Source organism: Rhizobium favelukesii (genome assembly GCF_000577275.2).
In the GTDB taxonomy this organism is placed as follows: domain Bacteria; phylum Pseudomonadota; class Alphaproteobacteria; order Rhizobiales; family Rhizobiaceae; genus Rhizobium; species Rhizobium favelukesii.
In genome coordinates this window covers 505,641-524,772 of sequence record NZ_HG916854.1, presented here as the reverse complement: position 1 = coordinate 524,772, position 19,132 = coordinate 505,641, and the positions used below count along the sequence as shown (strand labels likewise).

General features: G+C 59.0%; 19 protein-coding genes and 3 pseudogenes. 10 read left to right on the top strand and 12 right to left on the bottom strand.

The features are described from left to right. Positions 1-399 precede the first annotated feature (399 nt). The 4 genes and pseudogenes from LPU83_RS62525 to LPU83_RS62510 form a co-directional block, all read right to left on the bottom strand. Positions 400-1,416 carry a DUF3618 domain-containing protein gene (locus tag LPU83_RS62525; protein WP_024318500.1) on the bottom strand — a complete coding sequence of 339 codons (1,017 nt, stop codon included), beginning with the start codon at positions 1,414-1,416 and terminating at the stop codon, positions 400-402. After that, on the bottom strand, positions 1,416-1,832 hold the full coding sequence (locus LPU83_RS62520; protein WP_024318499.1) for a phage holin family protein: 417 nt from the start codon (positions 1,830-1,832) through the stop codon (positions 1,416-1,418). Before LPU83_RS62520 ends, LPU83_RS62525 begins: the two co-directional genes overlap by 1 nt. Continuing rightward, positions 1,825-2,364 (bottom strand): hypothetical protein, encoded by a 540-nt coding sequence (locus LPU83_RS62515; protein WP_024318498.1) that lies wholly within the window; start codon positions 2,362-2,364, stop codon positions 1,825-1,827. Before LPU83_RS62515 ends, LPU83_RS62520 begins: the two co-directional genes overlap by 8 nt. 346 nt (positions 2,365-2,710) lie before the next feature. After that, positions 2,711-3,633, bottom strand: a pseudogene (locus LPU83_RS62510) (ArdC family protein). Positions 3,634-4,005: 372 nt separating this feature from the next. Between LPU83_RS62510 and LPU83_RS62505 the strand changes: the two are divergent. From LPU83_RS62505 to LPU83_RS62485, 5 genes and pseudogenes are all read left to right on the top strand, one after another. Further along, positions 4,006-4,284: an HU family DNA-binding protein gene (locus tag LPU83_RS62505; RefSeq protein ID WP_024314099.1), complete on the top strand. Its 279-nt coding sequence runs from the start codon at positions 4,006-4,008 to the stop codon at positions 4,282-4,284. Positions 4,285-4,567: 283 nt separating this feature from the next. Beyond that, positions 4,568-4,807, top strand: coding sequence for a hypothetical protein (locus tag LPU83_RS62500; protein ID WP_024314100.1), 240 nt, complete (start codon positions 4,568-4,570; stop codon positions 4,805-4,807). Positions 4,808-5,126: 319 nt separating this feature from the next. Beyond that, positions 5,127-5,273 carry a hypothetical protein gene (locus LPU83_RS62495; RefSeq protein ID WP_157997382.1) on the top strand — a complete coding sequence of 49 codons (147 nt, stop codon included), beginning with the start codon at positions 5,127-5,129 and terminating at the stop codon, positions 5,271-5,273. Between the two features lie 10 nt (positions 5,274-5,283). Beyond that, positions 5,284-5,478, top strand: a complete 195-nt coding sequence (locus tag LPU83_RS62490; RefSeq protein ID WP_024314101.1) for a hypothetical protein — start codon at positions 5,284-5,286, stop codon at positions 5,476-5,478. Between the two features lie 357 nt (positions 5,479-5,835). Continuing rightward, positions 5,836-6,486: pseudogene (locus LPU83_RS62485) on the top strand (hypothetical protein). A 299-nt stretch (positions 6,487-6,785) separates the two neighbouring features. Here LPU83_RS62485 and LPU83_RS74505 read toward each other — a convergent pair. Further along, a pseudogene (locus LPU83_RS74505) lies at positions 6,786-6,971 on the bottom strand (hypothetical protein); the annotation flags it as partial. A 75-nt stretch (positions 6,972-7,046) separates the two neighbouring features. Here LPU83_RS74505 and LPU83_RS72850 point away from each other — a divergent pair. After that, positions 7,047-7,481: a hypothetical protein gene (locus LPU83_RS72850; RefSeq protein WP_024314103.1), complete on the top strand. Its 435-nt coding sequence runs from the start codon at positions 7,047-7,049 to the stop codon at positions 7,479-7,481. A gap of 556 nt (positions 7,482-8,037) precedes the next feature. Here the strand turns inward: LPU83_RS72850 and LPU83_RS62475 are convergent. Together LPU83_RS62475 and LPU83_RS62470 are read right to left on the bottom strand one after the other, a co-directional pair. Further along, positions 8,038-8,940: a DUF1236 domain-containing protein gene (locus LPU83_RS62475; protein WP_024314104.1), complete on the bottom strand. Its 903-nt coding sequence runs from the start codon at positions 8,938-8,940 to the stop codon at positions 8,038-8,040. A 92-nt stretch (positions 8,941-9,032) separates the two neighbouring features. Beyond that, a complete protein-coding gene (locus LPU83_RS62470; RefSeq protein ID WP_024314105.1) occupies positions 9,033-9,428 on the bottom strand; it encodes a DUF1236 domain-containing protein in 396 nt (131 codons plus the stop codon). 975 nt (positions 9,429-10,403) lie between these two features. Here LPU83_RS62470 and LPU83_RS62465 point away from each other — a divergent pair. Beyond that, complete coding sequence (locus tag LPU83_RS62465) at positions 10,404-10,775, top strand: VOC family protein (protein WP_024314107.1); 372 nt, start codon at positions 10,404-10,406, stop codon at positions 10,773-10,775. 189 nt (positions 10,776-10,964) lie between these two features. On the opposite strand, the gene LPU83_RS62460 is transcribed toward LPU83_RS62465, so the two are convergent. Then, positions 10,965-11,396, bottom strand: coding sequence for a winged helix-turn-helix transcriptional regulator (locus LPU83_RS62460; RefSeq protein ID WP_024314108.1), 432 nt, complete (start codon positions 11,394-11,396; stop codon positions 10,965-10,967). Between the two features lie 91 nt (positions 11,397-11,487). Here LPU83_RS62460 and LPU83_RS62455 point away from each other — a divergent pair, with 91 nt between their 5' ends. Then, positions 11,488-12,303, top strand: coding sequence for an oxidoreductase (locus LPU83_RS62455; RefSeq protein ID WP_024314109.1), 816 nt, complete (start codon positions 11,488-11,490; stop codon positions 12,301-12,303). Positions 12,304-12,359: 56 nt separating this feature from the next. After that, on the top strand, positions 12,360-13,361 hold the full coding sequence (locus LPU83_RS62450) for an NADP-dependent oxidoreductase (RefSeq protein WP_024314110.1): 1,002 nt from the start codon (positions 12,360-12,362) through the stop codon (positions 13,359-13,361). A gap of 367 nt (positions 13,362-13,728) precedes the next feature. On the opposite strand, the gene LPU83_RS62445 is transcribed toward LPU83_RS62450, so the two are convergent. Beyond that, complete coding sequence (locus LPU83_RS62445) at positions 13,729-15,729, bottom strand: BTAD domain-containing putative transcriptional regulator (RefSeq protein WP_024314111.1); 2,001 nt, start codon at positions 15,727-15,729, stop codon at positions 13,729-13,731. Between the two features lie 170 nt (positions 15,730-15,899). On the opposite strand from LPU83_RS62445, the gene LPU83_RS62440 reads away from it, so the two are divergent. Further along, positions 15,900-16,142: a hypothetical protein gene (locus tag LPU83_RS62440; RefSeq protein ID WP_024314112.1), complete on the top strand. Its 243-nt coding sequence runs from the start codon at positions 15,900-15,902 to the stop codon at positions 16,140-16,142. 782 nt (positions 16,143-16,924) lie between these two features. Here LPU83_RS62440 and LPU83_RS62435 read toward each other — a convergent pair. From LPU83_RS62435 to LPU83_RS62425, 3 genes are all read right to left on the bottom strand, one after another. Continuing rightward, entirely contained in the window at positions 16,925-17,089 is a 165-nt protein-coding gene (locus LPU83_RS62435; protein WP_157997381.1) for a hypothetical protein, read from the bottom strand. Between the two features lie 49 nt (positions 17,090-17,138). After that, complete coding sequence (locus LPU83_RS62430) at positions 17,139-17,564, bottom strand: hypothetical protein (protein ID WP_141652548.1); 426 nt, start codon at positions 17,562-17,564, stop codon at positions 17,139-17,141. A 767-nt stretch (positions 17,565-18,331) separates the two neighbouring features. Beyond that, positions 18,332-19,036, bottom strand: coding sequence for a transcriptional regulator NanR (locus LPU83_RS62425; RefSeq protein ID WP_024314114.1), 705 nt, complete (start codon positions 19,034-19,036; stop codon positions 18,332-18,334). Positions 19,037-19,132: the final 96 nt, after the last annotated feature.

Sequence of the window (19,132 nt, the reverse complement as noted above, 5' to 3'; positions counted from 1 at the left end):
AGGCTTAGGGCGTCATTTCGCCCTCAGCAGGAACTGACCCCGTCGAGTCGAGCGGCGACTCGCGGCATCCCGGTCCGGATGTGGCGCTTTCAAGCCAAGGCCGTCTTCCGCTATCGCTCGTGCCGGATGACGGCAAAAATGCGCTTTAGCGTTCGGGCGAGTGCCTACGATTGCATGTACAGGTCTGCTGCGGTTTCTTGCAGAATGAACAGCTTCGCGGGTACGGCCCCGGACACGCCGCGTTCCTTCCTTAGCCGGCTTCGGCTTGACCCGGCGTGGATCTGTCGAAAGGATCGATATTCGCCCTACTCAGTGCGACGAACACTCTCGCCCCAACTCGGATGGCGACTGTGCTCGACAATCTGAGTGGGCACGGGCATTCCCAGCCCGTCGACGGTTTCACGAGGACTGTGGTTCTTGCCTGCCTATATCTGATTTGAACGCGTCAACCTCCTCGACCACGCGATCTCTGGCAACCTCATGAACGTCAGACGCGACTGCGACTGCCTTATCATAGGCGTCGGACGCGATCTCCGCCCCCTGATTGACCAAGGTCGACGCCTGGGCCGAGACAGCGTTGCGTGCCGCATCGGCGGTTTCGCCGAGAAACTCGTCTTCCGTCTCAGTATGTGGAAGCGCCGCGCCAATCGCAGCCCCTACAGCAAATGCGAGCGCACCGCCGACGAGCGGTTGGTCCCGAAAGTGAGTGAGAATGGCCGCGTTTAACTTGCTCGCATGCTCTTGCACTCTTTCGCCGGCCGAGGCGGATCGTTCCGATAGTGAACCGGCAGCATCCGACGCTCGCGCCCCAATAGTGCTTGCGGTGTCTTTGACCTGAGCCCATGTTTTCGACGCCCATCCCGACGCAGCGTCAAAAATTGCCCCCGTCTCGTCGACAATTTCCTCGAGCTGCCTGCCACTGGCATCCGCGAAGCCTCGATAGGAACTTCCTGCCTCGTCCATGAAGTGGCCGGCACGTCGTCCGGCATCGTCGGTCAGTGCTTTCAGTCGCTTTCCGGAGGCATCCGTGAAATGGCTGTAGCGGGCGCCATTTTCCGTTGTTTCTGGGGGGCCGATACGCCGCACAGGTCCTTCGACCTGATAGAGAGGATAGTCACCGTTGAAACCGGGACGAGATGCAGCGCCCCCAGATGACGGGGTTTCCTGTTTCGCCATGAGCCATGCCAAGCTGACCCCCATGAGAGCGATCGGAAGCGGATTTGCCTTAAGAGATTGACCGAGATTCCTAACATATTCACCGCCGCCGCTGCTCTTGGCGTAGGCCAGCATTTCATCGATGAGTTGCCCCGGTGACATTCGCTCCTGGATGGCGTCTATCCGATCCTCGATACGCCGGCGATCGGCGTCGATCTCGTGTTGGAGCTCCGAGGATGTTCTTTCGATTGAGTTTTCCATCAGATCTTTTCCTTCACAGCGTTGACGTCGCGCCGTAGTGAGGTCGTCGTGCGATCCAGCCTCAACTTATCTCCGCGCAATGCATTCAATCCTTTCGACACCACTGCCCAGGCGACGGCGGCGATGACAAGACCGACAATAAGTGCAGCAAGCGCGCTCGCGTTGGACTGTGTCATGTTGTGGTTGACGAGGACAGCCGCCAAGCCCTCGACGAGGGCGCTCAGCAATATGCCGACTGCACCGATCGCGAGTATCAGCCCGACAATCAGAACCTCGATACCGCTGAGTGCCTGCGAAATTTTCTCCGATGCCTCGGTCTTCGCAAGGTCGATCTCCTTGCGCAGCAGTCCAGCAACATCAGTCACCAATCCGCCCAGGAGTTCGGACAAGGGTGTGTTTTCGGGCGACCTAGCCATTTGTATATTCTCCGCTTTTCAAGGGAGAACCAGACGCTGCGCTCGTCGATCGTTTGGCCGATGCGGTCAGAAAGCGGCTGGCCGCCAAGCCCGCAAGTGCGGCGATACCAAGGAACGCCAGCGGCTGCTTGCGTCCGAAGTCTTCGGCCATTGTGGCTACTTCGCCGAGGTCTCGGCCCTCCATCTGCTTTGCAAGGGTTTGCACGCTGCTTCCGATTTGCCTGGCATACCGGCCGACCTCGGGCTGGTCGGATTTTTCGAGTTCCGAGCCAACCTTTTCGAGGGCGGTGGCGATACCGCCAACCTGACGGGCTGCAAAACTTGTCTCCTTCGAGACTGCGTCTTTCACTCGATCGACGGCGGTCGTCGCGTCCTCCTTCAAGGTGTCGCGCGCAGCGCTGAGATCATCGACGATCTGCTCCTTTAGATCTCCCACCCCCGCTGGCCTCTTCGCGGGCGGGATTAACTCGCCGCTCGTCGAGTGGGGTGACGATCCGACGCCGCCCTCCATTCCTGAAAACTCGTTTGACATAGAAGCCTCCACTTCTGAAACAAACGGCAACTGCCGCGTCTACGAACCACCGGCCTGAAGGTTTGTTCCCCGACATAAGCGACAGTTTTTTCGACGGTGGATTTAGGGTGGAAGAGCCGATGTAGGTGCATCAACGGTTACCGCTCTCTCCCACAAGAGGGTGATCGATCGATGAAATGTCTGACCGGTCGGGTCCTACAGATTGAAGCCTTGAGGCGTGATATGACATTTGCGCCTGACCGAATTCGCACTCGACAGGTCAGTCATGTCGCTCGGAGCGATATCCCGCGGGGCCGCGTATGTCATTTAAACGCGTCGACGGTCGGATGAGATGAGACAGGCGGCTTTACGCCGCCTCCCCGTCGTCTATCTGATCGGGCTGCAGGTAGTGCAGGTAGCTGACAGCGCGCTGCGCATGGCCGGCGGCGACAAAGATCGCCCGCTTGTCGCGGAGAGAACCTTGAGCCAGGCGGCAAGGTAGCTTGCATGATCGGGCCGCGGGGCGAGTTCGGGAACGATGCCGAGATCGGCGCAGAGGAAGCAGCTGCCGAGTTCGGCGATCAGTTCCTCGCGGGCGCGCTCGCTTTGGTCCTTGGCATAGCGGCTGAGATCACGATCCAGTCGGTGTGGCGCCGCCGTCCAGTGGGTCAGTTCATGACTGAGGATCGCAACATAGGAGGCAGCGTCGCGGAAGGCTTCGAAGGCGGGCATCTGGATGTGATCGCGGACCGGGGCATAGTAGGCCGTCGATCCACCATGGCGGATCAGGGCGCCGGTGTTGGCAAAGAAGCGGTCGGCATGGCCGATACGCACCAGCGGATCCTGAACGGCTGCGAGCTGATGGAAGCGCGCGTCCAGTCCGGCAATCTGCTCGGCATTGAAGACCGTGTAGGCCTTGAGAAACGGGATATCGTGCTCGACCGCTTCGCCGGTGTCGCTGGTTTCGGTGCGGATGAAGGAACTGGCAAAGACGACCGTGGTGCCGGTCTCGCCCTTGCGCACCGCCGCCCCCAGTTGAAGGGCCTGGCGAAACGTCATCCAGGTTGGCGCCGTGAAGCCGCGGGCGATCGCTTCGGACCATAAAAGCAGAACGTTGATGCCGGAATAGGGTTGGCCGTTGTGGCGCAAGGGCCGGGTGATCCGGTCGGTCGCCTGGGCTGAGCTCCACGGCTGCATCCAAGGCCGCACGCCCTGCTCGAGCTCGGCGATGATCTTGTCGGTGATGCGGCTATAGAGATCGGCTCGTTGGTGGGTTTGTTGCCGGCTCATGTTGAAACCTCCGTTTCGAGGTCGCGACCATCGCGACCTGCTACGGCGGTCCGAATGCCGGGCTGCAAGGGCCGGCCCGCACCCGATAGGGCCGCAACGCAGGTGGAGGACGGCAACGCCGTTGCGGGGCGGCGCGAGCCCGGCAGGACCTGAAGCCGGGGCAGGACGCAATGGTCGCTGGCAAGGCGGGGATTGTTCGACGGGGCAACACGGCGCCGCATCCGTCAGGCAGGCGAAGAACCATCTCGCAAAATCGCACGGTTAGCGCGGAAATTGTGGAAAAAGCTCTCAAACACGGTGCAGAAGACGGCGGCAACGTGATAGGCGGCAAAAGCCGCACCAAGGCTTTCGTGATAGAAGGAGTTCGAAACAATGACCACAACCAACGAAATTGCGGACAAGATCGCCACCGAACACAGCCTGACGAAGGCCCAAAGCAAGGCGATCGTCGCAGCGGTGTTTGCAGCAATCACAACAGCTGCGGCATCTGGCGTCGAAAGCTCCATCCCGGGCTTTGGCAAGTTCAAGGTGAAGGCCACACCAGAGCGGGAAGCGCGCAATCCGGGTACAGGCGCGGTGATCAAGATTGCGGCTGCAAGGAAGCTCGCATTCACACCAGCCAAGGCGCTCAAGGACGCGTTGAACAAGTAAGCCGCTCCTGCTTCGTTCACGTGCATTTATGCAACGCCGTTATGACTCAGGGCTGGCGGGCGGATGAATAGTCGGTCGAGGCCGGTTCCAGGCGCTTCGCCTGCCGGCGCCGTCTCCGGCCGCAGAGATGAACCGCGCCCGCTTGTGCTGCGCACTTAGCGCCCCCATGGCGCCTATTTACGTCCAACGGTCCCACGGGGCGCACCGCGCCGGCTCAGGCTCATACGGAACTTTGATGTAAGGGCCAGTTTCTTTACGTCACATTCTGTAACGGAGACGTTCTATGCCCCGTGGTGACAAGTTCGCATACACCGACAAGCAGAAACGCAAGGCCGAGCATATTGAAGAACGCTACGAGGATCGTGGTGTTTCTGAAAAGGAAGCCGAGCGCCGTGCCTCTTTTGAAAAAGGTGGACGTAAAGGCGGCGCAGCAGCTGCGTCGAGAACCAAGGAAGAGCGTTCTGCTTCCGGCAAAAAAGCAGCAGCCACCCGCAAACGAAACGAACACCACGCTCACCACTAATGGATGCGGCGCCACCACGATTGGCGCCGCCATTTAGAGGGTATCCGAGCCGAAATCGAAAGAGCTCAGGCCTTTCGAGCGTTTAGTGTGCCCGACAGTTGGAGCAGCAGCTGGCCAGCGACACCACCTTCCGCTTGGTCTTCAAGTCGGATAGGGACTGTCGTCGGTCGTAGCTCGGAATCCCGCATGGCTTCAAAAAAGTTCGGCGCGAAGCGCCGAAAGCGGGTCGCGTACGCCTCGCTGCTACGGTTTTTCGGTTGACCCCATCGCCACCTACCCTAGGTCAAGAATTGGGGGCGCATTGTCGACGAGGATTCCAATGCTCCAGCAAGAACGCATCGAACGAGCCAAAGAAACAGAGCGGATCGTGAAGGAAATCATCGAGCAAGAACGTCTTGAGCGCGTTGAAAAAACCGAGCGCCTCCGGGCCGCTCGGATGCAAGCGCACGAGAATAATACCCACTGAAGGATCCCTTATGCCAGCCGCAAGAATCCCTGACATAACACCGCCAAGAGATCACGTCGTGACAGCTAGAGAAGCTCTCGAAGGGCTTTATCTGAAGCTTGAGCAAGAGGTCGAGGTTCGTCTGGTGGCGGCGGCGCTTCGTGCCGGGTGGTCAGCCGAAGAAGCGTTGGACGCGATCGACCAGCTTCGCGCAGATGCGGCATAAAGGATCAACACCTGAAAAGTGAGGCGACGCGCTCCTCCACTTCGAACGAACCCATGCAAAGTGATTCCGGGCGGTGATAAGGCGTTCGGGCGGGGGCCGCTTCACCCAACGGGATCATCCGGTGCCCCGGGCTGCGGCTCAACCTGTTTTTTGAGACAGAGTTCGAGCTCATCGATCATTGTTGGGCCTTTTGAACTGGACAGGACCTAAGTCCATCCGAATGCCGGACCTCGGCCCGATGTCAACACGCCAATGACCCTCTAACTTTCCTGCCATCTCTAGGCGAGCTCGAGACTCGAGCTGTGCCCCGCCTAACGATAATCGGCCAAGATCACCCGGGCCGGATTCGGAGGCACTATGCGTATTTCAACCTTAGCGTCCCTTTGCAGCACTGTCCTCGGCAGTCGCAGTTAGCCCGGTAACGGTTGCCGGACCGGGTATGTCCGCGCTGGCGAAAGGCGGCGGCAACAGCGGCAGCGGCAGCGGCGGGGTGGAAACGGCGGTGACAACGGGAACGGGAGAAGCCACGATGCCGGCAATCAAGGCGGCAGCACGGCGTCCCATGGCACCAGCGGTGGTCAGTCGGAGAGTGGCACGAAAGGCAAATCTGGCGCGAGCAGCAAATCTCAATCCACCAAAACTGAAAAGGCTGCAACCGACAGAAAAGAGAAAAGCCTCCCGGCAAATCTTGCAGGTTTGGACTCGCTGAAGCGGAATTTCAGGGCGCTGATGCATACGTCTGATCCACGTATGACTGCCATTGCAGCCTACGCCACCGCTTATGCACAGTACGAACTGGACAACGGAACTGAGCCTGCTTCAGACGACCCGATCCTTGGAGACGACGCTCTTGAAGAAGCGTTGGCGGCCACAAAGACTGGCATTGTCAGCCCGGCAGTTCTCAATGAAGCCAAGACGATCTTGGGTGTTGGCGATGCGGTCGGCAAGATCGATCAGATTCGAGATTCGCTCGCCGTATCAGTGACTGATGATGCCGCAGACGAATAGGCGGCTAAAACTCGGACGAACCGACCCCGGGTTTGAGGCGGCTTTGTCCCTGGGACTTTAGTCCGACTACCATCGTGCATTCGCGGGCGTACAATCGAATTGTATCCTCTCTCCGAGGGCGATGGCGGGAGCCTGGATTGCGGATCGGACCCCCGCATATCCAGGCCTTCCTCGGCAATCCTCGCGGGACGCCCGCGGCGGTCTGTGTTGAACCCTTGAGGGCTTCCGTCAGGAAGGAGCCACTGGCTCAACCAGCTTTCTTCGCGGATGTGCCCGAGCCAGCGAGGGCGCATACGGTCTTACACGCTTTTCTCCGTTCTTGGAGGGAACGAAAAAGGATGGCGGTCCGGCAGTTTGTTGCGCTGAATTGTAAGACTAGCCTCGAGACAGGCCGCAAGGAAGAGCTCCTTAGCCACTGCGGGCGGGGTATGATTGCCTAGGACACGTCTACAGCTAACGACTGCGGCATCGTGACAGGCACCGTCGGCTCTTGGCCACTCATGTTCGAGGAAGTCGAGTGTGTCGTAGGCACTTTCAAATGACTTCTCGGAAGTCGAACGATGACAGGGCTAGACCAAAAAACATTTGACGTCGGCATTTCATTCTCGATGTCTTTACCAACGGCACATGCATACACTCTAATATTACGAAGGCACGGCTTCAAGCCGCGTGCGAAGATGATCGGCCACCGCGAAAAAGCTCCGCCGGGTATTGCGGGGCTACAGCAAGAACGTTTGGAAAAGAACGCCAGCGAAGTTAAGGGAAGGCAGCGCTTCCGATCGAAGACGCTTTTCTCAATTTTCGTTTCCCAAATCAGGGCCTGCGATGACATGCACAGCTTTGCACGTCTAGCACGTTCAATCATTCCCTGTCTTGGAGGCCACGAGTTCGGCGTCGGCGGAGAAGGCGCCCCCGTTACCGTCATGGGGCTTCACTGGATATATCAGGTCAAAATCGACAGAGCCAAGTCATCGGGGCCTTGCGCACAATACTAAAAGAATGGCCGTGTGTACGGAATCGTACGGGACTTTAGTCCAGCTTTTCAAGCGAGGGCGAAGTTCTACCTTTCGTTTGTCCAAGCCCAATTTGGACACCCGGGAGGTTCCGAGCGAATGTTCGCGAATTGAAACCCTCCGGAACCTCCCGGAATACAGAGGGACACTTTCGCGCACCGATGAGCAAAATGGAACCGGATCATTTCGACCTTTACAGACATGGATGGGCTTCGCTCAAGATGCGATGTCTTGGCCCCGCATTGAGGCAAAGCTCAGCTTTGAGCCGCCTTCGAAATTGGCTAGCGAATATCTTGCCGACGTTGGCGTTTGCGGGCGGATCCAGGTGATCACGGCACCGTTGAATTCTCCGGTAGCCAAACATTGGTCGTGGCTTCGCGGTGGTCCCCGACAATAACAAGACTGCAAAGAATCGCCGCGATTGCAAGGTGTATTGCGATGAGTGGAAAGCCCCTGCCGGACGGCTTATCGTCATCATAAAGCATCTCATCCTCCTGCGGATCCCGGCGGCGCTGATCGCGTCGCTAGGAGCCAGTTGCTAGGCCGCTATGATGTAGACGATCGTGAACGCCTGAGGATCGACGATGACGATCCGGCCGTCAGCGAGAAGAAAGAAGCGGTAGCCTCTATACTCCGGCACGATCTTCACAATTCGTGGCGGCAGCGGCTCAAGCCGGACCTTCTTGGGAATTTTCGTGCCCACGGAGACGGCAAAATTGACCTCGCGCACCGGTTCGACGTGAACCTCCTCCACGACTTGCCGAATTTCGGTCTGCTGCTCGACGGAGACTTTGACATTCGTCGTGCTCGTTGACGTCTGATTGTTCGTCGTGGTGTTGCTGTTGACGTTGGTTTCGGAAGGGTTCCTCTGCGTTGTCGTCGCGTTCTGATCGCCTGACGATTTCGACGCATCGCCGCCCTTTGTGGTGTTGTTGCTTGCGCCGTCGGCAGGCTTTGAGCTCTCTTGCGTGCTGGTCTTGGAGCCCGAGGTCGTGGTCTCACTTCCCCCGCCGCCGCTGGATTCTGCTGTCGGCTTTTGCTTGCTCATCGAGCCCGCGTCTCCCGAAGCGTCCTGCGATCCGGATTGAGTGCTCGATTTGGTCTCGCTGGACGACTTGCCCAACGTGGCTCCACCTGACGAGGTACCATCCGTCGAGAGCGGCTGGGCGTTCTGTTGAACGCCTGAACCTTCGCCTGACTTCCCTTTGGACGACTGCCCACCCGCTTGCGGGCAACCTCCCGATGCGTCCGGCGACGCACAGTCTTTCCCGGAGTTGCTGGAGCCTGGCTGGAGCTCCTCGGGCTGCATTCCCGGTTGAGAGCCGGATTGCGACTGACTGCTGCCCTGTGTGTCCTGCTGGGCGACGACTGGAACGGTTGCGAGCGGCGACACGCCATTCGACAGCGCCGCCAGGATCATCGTCAAGCCACTACTCTTCATTTTGAATCTCCCGAGTGTTTGGGCGCACCCTATCGTCCGCACGGCGGGCGTGCACCTTGTGTTTGATGAAAGGCGGCCGAAGCCGCCATAGGTTACTGAATGACCTGGATAACCTTCCGGGAGGAAGGTTCTACGATCACACGCTGGTCGTTGACGATGGCGTATGCGTATTTCGGGTCATCAGGAACCGGTGTGACGATGACCGTCTGCGGAAGCGGTTGACCAACAACGACCTTCTCCTTGACGACGACCTTCGTCGTAGGCGCGGGTGCTTGCTGGACATAGGTGATTACTTTTTGTGGCGGGGGATCGAGGAGGCTTCCTGCCACCCCACCTACGATTCCGCCAACGGCGGCACCGGCAGGCCCGCCAACAATAGCGCCGGTCGCGGCCCCACCAGCGGCACCAGTCACTGTGGACGACTGCGCAAATACGGAACTTGACAGCAAGAGAACAGTCGTCGCGGTTCCAATCATTCTGATGAGCATTGGTTTTCCTCCATTTGAAGCGGCATTGTCCGCTCGCCGTTTGAACAGACAAGTGTCGGGACTGTTCCAACGCTCGGACTTCAGTCGGAGGTCTCTGGGACCTTTGTCCGATCACTGCATCGCAAGCAGGAGCTATGCCCAAGCCGTCGCCACGAGTTGTGATGGAATCGGCCTTGTCGTGATCGGTCTCGCTGGACTTGGCCCCTCGCCGCACAGCGATCGACGCTATCGAGGGTCCGACCGGCAGAAAGCGTTGGGTTTCTCGGCACGATGAACGTTGTGCTATCGTCCCATTGCGCACCAATGTTGGTGATTTGTGAAGCTTTCAATGTAGAGATTAATGATCCTCCTGATTTGGCCTCAACCGGCCGCGATCACCCGTTCTGGAGCGAGATGAGAAGGTGGCCTGGTCAGACTTAGGTCCGACTTTTCGAAAACCAGTTTGGTCCTAGTTCTCCCGCTGTCCTCGCTTGGAAGGATATAGAGGGAGGTCTCGGCTGTTGTTGCGGAACCCCCGCTGCGATCTCCCTCTGTGAGGCCCCTGACAAATACAAACCGGAGTCTGCATAGTCGGGCAGACCTTCCGCTGTTTTCGCCACGTCCGGTTCGGGTTCCTTCAATATCGAGGGCAGCGAAGCCCTGCTCCTCAACGAGCGAGCGGATGCGATCGGCATCATAGGCTCTGTCTGCGAGCACGATCGGCTCGGGCCGAGATCGTCTAGCAGCGTGCTGCGATCTGTCCGTCATGCGCCTGGCCAGAATCTGGGGACGATATGAAAGCCGCCATCCGGCAAGCGACCCAATGTCGGTCGTATGGGGTGCCATAAACACCGCCGAGATACGGCCTACGTCCCAAACCCTCAATCCGACTGCTTCGGCTGGCATCCAGACAGCCCGCTTCTGCACTCGGCTCCACCGACAGGGAACCTTTGCGCGAGTTGACTGTTGTAGCGACAAGACAGAGGAGAAGGTTGGATGGCATCCGTCCGATACATCGTTGCAGACGTCAACGAGGCGGTCGCGTTCTATCGAGACAATCTCGATTTCAAGATCGACAAGCATAGTCCGGGCAAGTTCGCCGCACTGCAGCGCGACGACTTGACGCTGTATCTCAGCGCCCCGGGTGCGGGGAGCGGTGGTCAGGCGGGCGGCGATCCGAAGCCGGGCGGGTGGAACCGATTTATGATCGTTACGAACGAGATCGATGTCCTCATTGAGCGATTGCGCCGGGCTGATGCAAGATTCCGCGGCAAAATCAGCGACGGCGGTGCCGGCCGGGCCATCTTGCTCGAAGACCCATCGGGCAACGTCATCGAGCTATTCGAGTTCAAGAAGGACGGAGCCTGACGTAAGCTGATGGCGGCGGGCTGTTACGTCTGCTGTTAAGCTCACGACCTATTAATCTGACATCAGCATTTTGCAGCAACTGCCATGAAGCATCGCCCGACGAACGGGCTACCAACCTGCAACTTTGCGCCGCAAGAGAGCGTTTTCAACAGGAGCTGTCAGCGCGCTGCTTCATCAGCGTGGAGCCCTTCATTCAGGTGCGGCGATACGAATGGGACGTGTTCCGACCGGAGCGCCGGTCGCGCGGTCGATGGTGACGGGATCAATCTCCGTTCCGGTCTCGGCGTCAAAGAAACGGGTCACCTCGCCGCCGCCGCGATGCTTGCGCCCCCACGCGCCGATCGCAAACAGAACCGGCAGAAAGTCGCGGCCCGCTTCCGTCAGCACATATTCGTCCCGCGGGGGACGGTCGGAATAGCGGCGTTTTTCCAGCAACCCCTCCTCGGTCAGTGATGAAAGCCGCCCCGTCAGCATCGTCGGTGCGATACCGAGGCTCCTGCGAAAATCGTCGAAGCGGGTCAGCCCGGCATGGGCGTCGCGCATGATCAGCATGCTCCACGCATCGCCCACGAGCGCCAGGCTGCGGGCAATCAGGCACGGTTGGTCCGAAAGATTCTTCATGTCGATATCTTTTTAGTAGTGACTTGCTATCGATTTGATAGTAACTGATTGCTCAACGATGTTCCATGACAAAATTGAAAGCGGAAGCCCGATGAGTAAAATACAACGCGGCATTGCACTGGTGACGGGTGCCTCCTCCGGCATCGGGCTGGTGACGGCACAAGCGCTACGGCGCGATGGCTACCGTGTCTTCGGCACCAGCCGAAAGCCGATGCCCGACACTGCCGATGGGATCACGATGCTCATCTGCGACGTGACCAACGATGCAGCCGTAGAGAGCGTCGTCGACGAGGTTCTAAGGCGCGCGGGGCGGGTCGATGTTCTCGTCAACAATGCCGGGATCGGATTGCTTGGCGGTGCTGAGGAATCCACGACGGAACAGGCCAAGGCCGTATTCGACGTGAACGTGTTCGGCACCATACGCATGACAAATGCGGTCCTGCCGGTGATGAGACGACAACGTCGAGGCCGGATCATCAACCTCAGTTCAATTCTCGGGCTGATCCCCGCCCCCTACAATGCACTCTACGCGTCGACCAAGCACGCAATCGAAGGCTATTCGGAGTCTCTCGACCATGAAGTGCGTACACAGGGCACCCGCATCGTGCTTGTCGAGCCGGGCGTCACGCGCACCTCCTTCGAAGAGAACATCACGCGGCCGGACCGACCACTTGGCATCTATGATACGGTTCGCGCCGGCGCAGAAAGGTTGATGCGCGAGATTGTCGCGAAGGGCGATGCACCCGAGGTAGTCGCCGAAGCCGTCGTAAGGGCCGCCAATGCGGCATCGCCGAAACGCCGCTACACGGCTGGAAAGGCTGCACGACAGGTCCGCTTTATACGGCGCTTCCTGCCCGAGGCCTTCGTCGACAAGAACCTTCGGAAATTCAACAGACTTCCCGATTGACGTTGCCGCTGCACTCCCGACGCTGCCGGTGCACCACACAAACGAAAGCTAATCTGATGAAATCATTCCTGATCGATCGCTATGAGAAAGGCGGCGCTCTGCGGCTCGGCGAAAGTGCCCTGCCGGAGTTACGTGAGAACGACGTCATGGTCGAGATTCATGCCGCCGGCGTGAACGTCCTGGACAGCAAGATTAGGGACGGAGAGTTCAAGCTCATCCTGCCCTACCGGCTTCCGCTGGTGCTGGGCAACGATGTCGCCGGCATCGTGGTCCGGGTCGGGGCCAAGGTCCGGCAATTTAAGCCCGGTGATGCCGTCTATGCACGTCCGGCCCAGGATCGCATCGGGACATTCGCAGAGTATATCGCCATGGACGAGGCCGATGTAGCAATGAAGCCGAACAATCTGACGATGGAAGAGGCCGCATCCGTTCCGCTTGTCGCCCTAACCGCATGGCAGGTGCTGATCGAGCGGGCCAATGTGCAAAAGGGGCAGAAGGTGCTGATCCATGCCGGCTCGGGCGGTGTGGGCACGATCGCGATCCAGCTTGCCAAGCATCTCGGAGCATATGTCGCCACGACCACGAGCACGGCTAATATCGCTCTTGTGAAAAGTCTCGGCGCAGACGTCGTGATCGACTACACGAAGGATGACTTCGAGAAAGTGCTGCAGGGCTATGACGTCGTGCTGAACAGCCTTGGGAAGGACACGCTGGAGAAATCCCTTTCTGTGCTGAAACCCGGCGGAAAGCTGATCTCGATTTCCGGTCCGCCTGATCCCGACTTCGCGAGGCAAAGCGGCTCCGGCTGGCTGCTTCAACAGGTCATGCGCATACTTAGCTTCGGGATCAGGAGAAAATCGAAACGGCGGGGGATCGACTATTCGTTTCTCTTCATGACAGCGAATGGTTCGCAGCTTGGTCGGATCACCTCCCTCATCGAGGCAGGTGTCATCCGACCGGTAGTGGACCGGGTCTTGCCGTTCGCGAGGACCAACGAGGCGCTCGGTTATGTCGAGACGGGTCGTGCGAAGGGGAAGGTCGTCGTCGCTGTGAAGTGACGTTCGGGGGCAAATAGAAGCCGGCGGCATTTGCCACTGCAGCCATATCGAGGGAAATTCAATTGCGGTGGAAGGAGGCACTGCAATGCATGATTTAATGCTGTGATCCCAAGCGCAAATGCGTCGAACAAAGCCGTACGTTTCATTATCACGCGGTATTGCGCGAGTGGATGACCGTAACATCGTAAGCGGCATTGCCTTCGTCATTTAACGGATTGGGCTGCCTTGACGCGCGAAACGTCGCTGGCTGGGGCCGGTGCTAGTGCAGCCGGAACGGTTGCCACCGCAGCGGGCGCTGGGAACTGCGGCCGAAGGGGATTTCTCCATGCCACAACGGACCTCGCGGTCTCGCCTGACGTTTCATCGATCAGCGGTCAGGCAATCCTGCCTGCCTCAAGGCTTCGGCCACTTGGTCTGCCCATGTCGGCAGGTGTCGAAAGAAAGGCAGCGACCGATATTGGTTGATGGTGAAGCCTGGCTGGGCAGCCAAGAGCTTCTGCGCGGCCCAGCGGGCAGCCTCCAGGTCGCCGCTCATCGCGGACCAAGCGGCGAGGTATCGATATGACATGATAATGTCAGGGTGGCCGGCAATGACCTCACGGGCGATCGCGATCGCCTGGGTAAGAGAGCCTGCCTTGGCTAGCGAGGTGGCCATTCCCAATCTCATGTTGAATGCGAGGGGATCCATTGGGCTCAGTGTCATCGCGCGCTGAAACCGTTCCGTCGCGCGAGTGTCTTCGCCCATGTAGATCGCAATCCAACCGTAGCGTGCCCATGCCCAGGCATTGTTCGGATCAAGCGTCAGCGCCTTTTCGATAAACGTGGTGGCACGATCTTGGTCGCCGCACATGCTCATTGCCGCGCCGGCGGCGGCCAACGCGGTCGGATCATCGCTGATAGCGCCTGCAGCCTCAACCGCGACGAGCGCCTCTTCCAGTTCGGGGTTCGGATGCTCGGTCCAGAGGTACGAGGCGCTTGAGGCGTGGCACCACGCCAAAAGTGCGTGCGCGCGGCCATAGGTCGGATCAATGGCGATCGCTTTCTGCAGCAGCTCGATCGCCTGGTTGTTGGTATCCTTTCGGCGGCCCCAAAGGTTCGGGTAGGCGCGCAGGACGAGGTCATAGGCCCGCAGACTGGCCGGCGGCTTGCGCTTGGCCAGCTCGATCTCGGCACCGCGGATGGCCGGATGGATGGCACCGGCCACCTGCGCTGCGATCCGGTCCTGGAACTCGAAAACGTCCTCGATCGCGCCCTCGTAGCGCTCGGACCACAGCTGGGTCCGCGTCTCGGCGTCGACCAGTTGCACGGATATGCGCAGCCGGTCACCGCCCCGGCGAACGGTGCCTTCGACCGCATAGTTGACGCCGAGTTCCCTGCCGACCTCACGCACGTCGACGAAGCGTCCCTTATAAGTGAAGGCGGACTGGCGTGCGATGACAAAGAAATCGCGAACGCGAGACAGGGCCGCGGTAATTTCCTCCACGACGCCATCCACGAAATATTCGTCATCCGTCCCACCGAGATTGTCGAACGGCATCACCGCAACCGACGGCCGATCGTGCCGTCTCGCCGGGTCTTGGCAACTCTGCGGCGGCAACGCGGAATTGTGCGGCGACTCGGTCTGGTTGTATCCGCCCCGCTCCCGTGATTGCACTGAAGCCGCCAGGGATTTTGTCTGTGCCTCAGGTTCCATTCCCAGATGCTTTTGCAAGGTCGCCCGACACAGCTCGAACTGGCGCAAGGCCGCGTTTTCGTGACCCCTAAGAGCGTGGATTCGCATCAGCGCGCGATGGGCCGCCTCCGCGGTCGGGTCCGAAGCGAGCAACCTTTCCGCGAGTCCTTCGCAAGCCGTTTCGGCTTTGAGCCCGGCGCCGGATAATGCAAGGCTCAGCCGTTCCACCAACTGCTGCGCTTTCTGCTGATATCTGCTCTGATACGGGCCGAACCATTCACCCGGGCCGTCGGGAATGGCTTCGCCCGCAAGGATGTCGTCGCGGTAGAGGTCGGCTGCGAAGGCGAGGTCCGCCGTCCTGCCTTCAACGAGCTTCTGATCAAAAAGCCAAATATCCGCTTCATGCGGACTAGCTGCGAGCGCGACCGTTTCCTGATCCCCCTCGACAAAGATGGCGGCATCGCTGCCGTTGGGAAACCACCGTCTGATGTCAGCAACCGCCTGGCGCAGGCTGTTACGCGACTGCAGATCGCCCCGTCCCGGCCAAAAGGCTTCGGCAAGCAACTCGCGACGGAGGCCGCGGCTGCCTGCCAGGACCAAGGCGGCAAAAATAAGCGAAGACTTGCGCGTGGCGAAGCGGATGGGGGCGCCCTCCGGGGACGTAATTTCGAGACCGCCAAGCAACCGGATGCGCACGATTCATCTCCAGATTTCGACCGCGCCAACAGAATAGCATCTTAGCCGGTCGATTTAACGCAGATTTGACGGCAGCCCGCCGGACTTGCCTCAGTGGTTCACGCCTAGCCGAACAGCCACAAATCGCCCGTGTGGCAAGCTCCGACCGCAATCTGGAACGGGAGGCACAAATGGCTCACACGGAAACTCTCGCGGAGAACCGCGCATCGAACCGGCTGCTGCTAGGGACAGCGTTGAAAAGCATGGCAACAATGGTCGCTGCCTTCACGGCGTGGCAGCAGACCGTTGCAAGGCGCAGGGCGATAGCAGACCTGACACCCGATCTGCTGAAGGACATCGGCCATAGCGAGGCGCCTCGCCCCACTCTCAATATTAAGGCGGGCCTCATCACCAATCTGATGTCGATGAGATAAGGCTGGCGAAGGCCCAAATGACGGCTTACTTGGCGCGACTTCCCTTTTGATCGGGGTGAACGGGAACGAACAGTTCCCACCCGCCCGGTCGCTGCTGGGAAAACGGCCAGATGGCCGGTATCGACTAAACTGCGTCATTCGTAGTGTGTCGGTTTCGCTTTGCGATATCTGCCACTGTATTCTTGCTGACAGCAAGATCATGAGCGATCCACCGATAGCTGCGGCCTTCCTCGATGAACGCCAGCACCTTCGGCTCGAGCCTGTCCGCCTTCGGGCCGTTGGCCGGGCAGTTGTCCGAGTTTTCGCCGCGCGCTTTAGCGGCGGCGAGGCCCCGATTTCACACGCTCGCTGATGAGATCGTTGGGAAGATCGATCGTCGAGCATCCCAACGGGACGGCTTGTGGGTCAGCGCGCAGCCGCGGCTACGGGCTCGCCCAGTGCCCTGCCGTTGGCACACCACGACCACTCACATCGCGGCTCGGAAGCAATTGACGTCCGGTTTGCGCTGGCCGCCCGGACCGCTGGTAACTCGCAAAACGCTTCATGATAAGCCGGCACTGACGTGCTATGGTGAAATCTCCGTTTCTCTTTCGGAACAGTGTCACCTACATCTTCGTTTTGCGAATGGCCGTGTAAGCTGTCTCTAGCGCTCTTCAGGCTTGCGCGACCAGACAGGGTTCAAAATTGCTCATCGGGCGAATACGATGAATGACGGTGAGATGGATCGGTTCAAGCATGGCCTGGCCTCATTTTTGATGAGGCGACCTGACCTTCGTCCATACTTATGCAAGGCCGACCGAATGCATGACATGTTTGTGTTCTACAGTCAGGCTCTCCAGCAACGGGATCAGCTTCGGCAGCGAAAGTTCGCGAGCCTCGATTCGATCGTCGAAAGTGAGGAGTTTTGTCGGGGCCTTGAAGACGAGATAGCTTGCCTTCTTCCGCATTATTCCGGCCCTCGTATGATCCACTAACCGTCAGCAACGCATGGCGGCATCAACGGTCTTCCTTGAAGTCATCGAAGGCGCTGAAGCGAACAATGCAGAAGATGGGCAGAGCTTCTTCGTTAGCTCGACCTCGTCGTCCATCGCCCTGCCATTCGACGATGCGGGGTTTTTCAGGCTCGAGAAAACTGATGATGTGGTTGCCATTCCCGATGCGGACGTCCTGACTACGCACCGCAATCATGCCCGCCTCCATAGCTTCGACAGGTGCGGCGAGCTGCTCTTCCGGCGTGGCTGGCGGTGGGTCTACGGTTCTGCGCGTGACGCGCATCCGCAGTGCGCATGTCGGCCAAATTTTCCGGCCAGAGTCGATTGGGAGATCATATGTGCTCTTACCTTTGTGTAGGAGCCGTGGATGAACTTTCCAACCAACATCGACCTCACGGACGAACATCTCGATATCGTGACTGACCAGCATCCCTACCCGGGGCGTTGAGCCGGTGATACAGCCTGAGGAACGCAACCGAAGCCCGGTTCGACAGAACCATTCGTCAAGCCGTATGTTTACCGGATAGATCGTGTCAGGATTGTCCCTTCTCTGACGCGACCTTTCAGTCGGCGATTTGCGCCGCCGACATTGCGAGGACTTTTGTGTTTCACACTACCGCCGCGCTGTGGTGCTGGGAACACAATCCGCGTAAAGGGAGAGGCGAGTGAACCGCTAGCCGGACGCAGAGCCTTCATCTATCGTTCTTGACTGACGCTGGGCTTTGCGTCCGAGCTATCTTGAGGCGAGCACCATGGCTGATCCTGATCGCTATTCTGGGAAGCCGCCCAAGCGCGGTTGCGGTGTATGGATACTCGTTGCGATGGCCGTGGCTTTAGCGCTGTTTGCGGGATGGTTTTCCGGTTTTTTGGGCTGAGGAAGATCTGCTGTAGACTCTCCGGTCAGAACGGCGGTCGGAGTGCGCAAGGCTGTGCAAAGCGGGGGAATGTCGGTGGTGATCTCGTGGTCGACGTTTTTGGCCATGTGCTGCGAGCGCCAAATACCTGGTGATTGCCGTCGCAACACATTCAGCGCGCCTGACGCTTGAGATGATATTCGTCGCGAAACCTCGTGGTGGTACGCTTTCAGCCGCCTCTGACGAAACCAGCACCCGGTTTACACGTCGTGTTCCTAATGGACCATTCGATTAAATTCTGACGAAATCAGTGGCTTACGTCCGATCGGCCTGTGACATTGTGCTACTTCGCGTACAGCGCTCTCGACCGCTCGAGATGTTTGAGGAGTGCCATCTCCGACCCATCCACGTCGTTCGCAGCCAAGCGGTCCACAATCTCCTCGTGTTCGGCTAACGTGAACTTCTCCTTACCGGTCCAGATTAGCATCTCGGTATGGTATTCCTTCAGCCATGCGAGCATCGCTTCACTGACAGCGACGTAGATCGGATTGCCAGAAATCTGCGCGATGCGGGTGTGAAATTCCATATCCGCATCGATGAACTCTTCGGCTCGCCCAAGTGACATGCGCTGGCGCTCGATGATCTTCCTCAGATCATCGATATCACTTGCGGATGCACGCTGGGCGGCCTCGCGCGCCATGCCGCGCTCGAAGAAGATGCGCGCAGTTTTGAGATGCTCCAGCGAGTCGGCCGATTGTGACAACATGATCTTCGCGGTCAGATCGACCTGGCGAAAGATTGACTTCGCCGTCAACCTGAGAACCTTCGCCCGCTCACCGTGGGAAATACTGACAAGCCCTTTGTTGGCGAGAGACTGCATAGCCTCTCGGATGGCGGGCCGCCCAACGCCAAAGCGTTCCATGAGCACGCGCTCAGATGGCATTTCATCGCCTGGCTGAAGCTCGCCCGACGTGATCATTCGCTCAAGTCGATCAAACACTTCGTCGGACAGTTTCCGACGGACGATTTGTTCGAGGGGTTGGGTCATGACATCTCGCTGGCTCAAAATGTCTCCTCCTAGCATTTTCCATGTTGAGAACAAAGCTCGCGATGAAAATTCGCGCATCCAAACATTTTGCTTTTC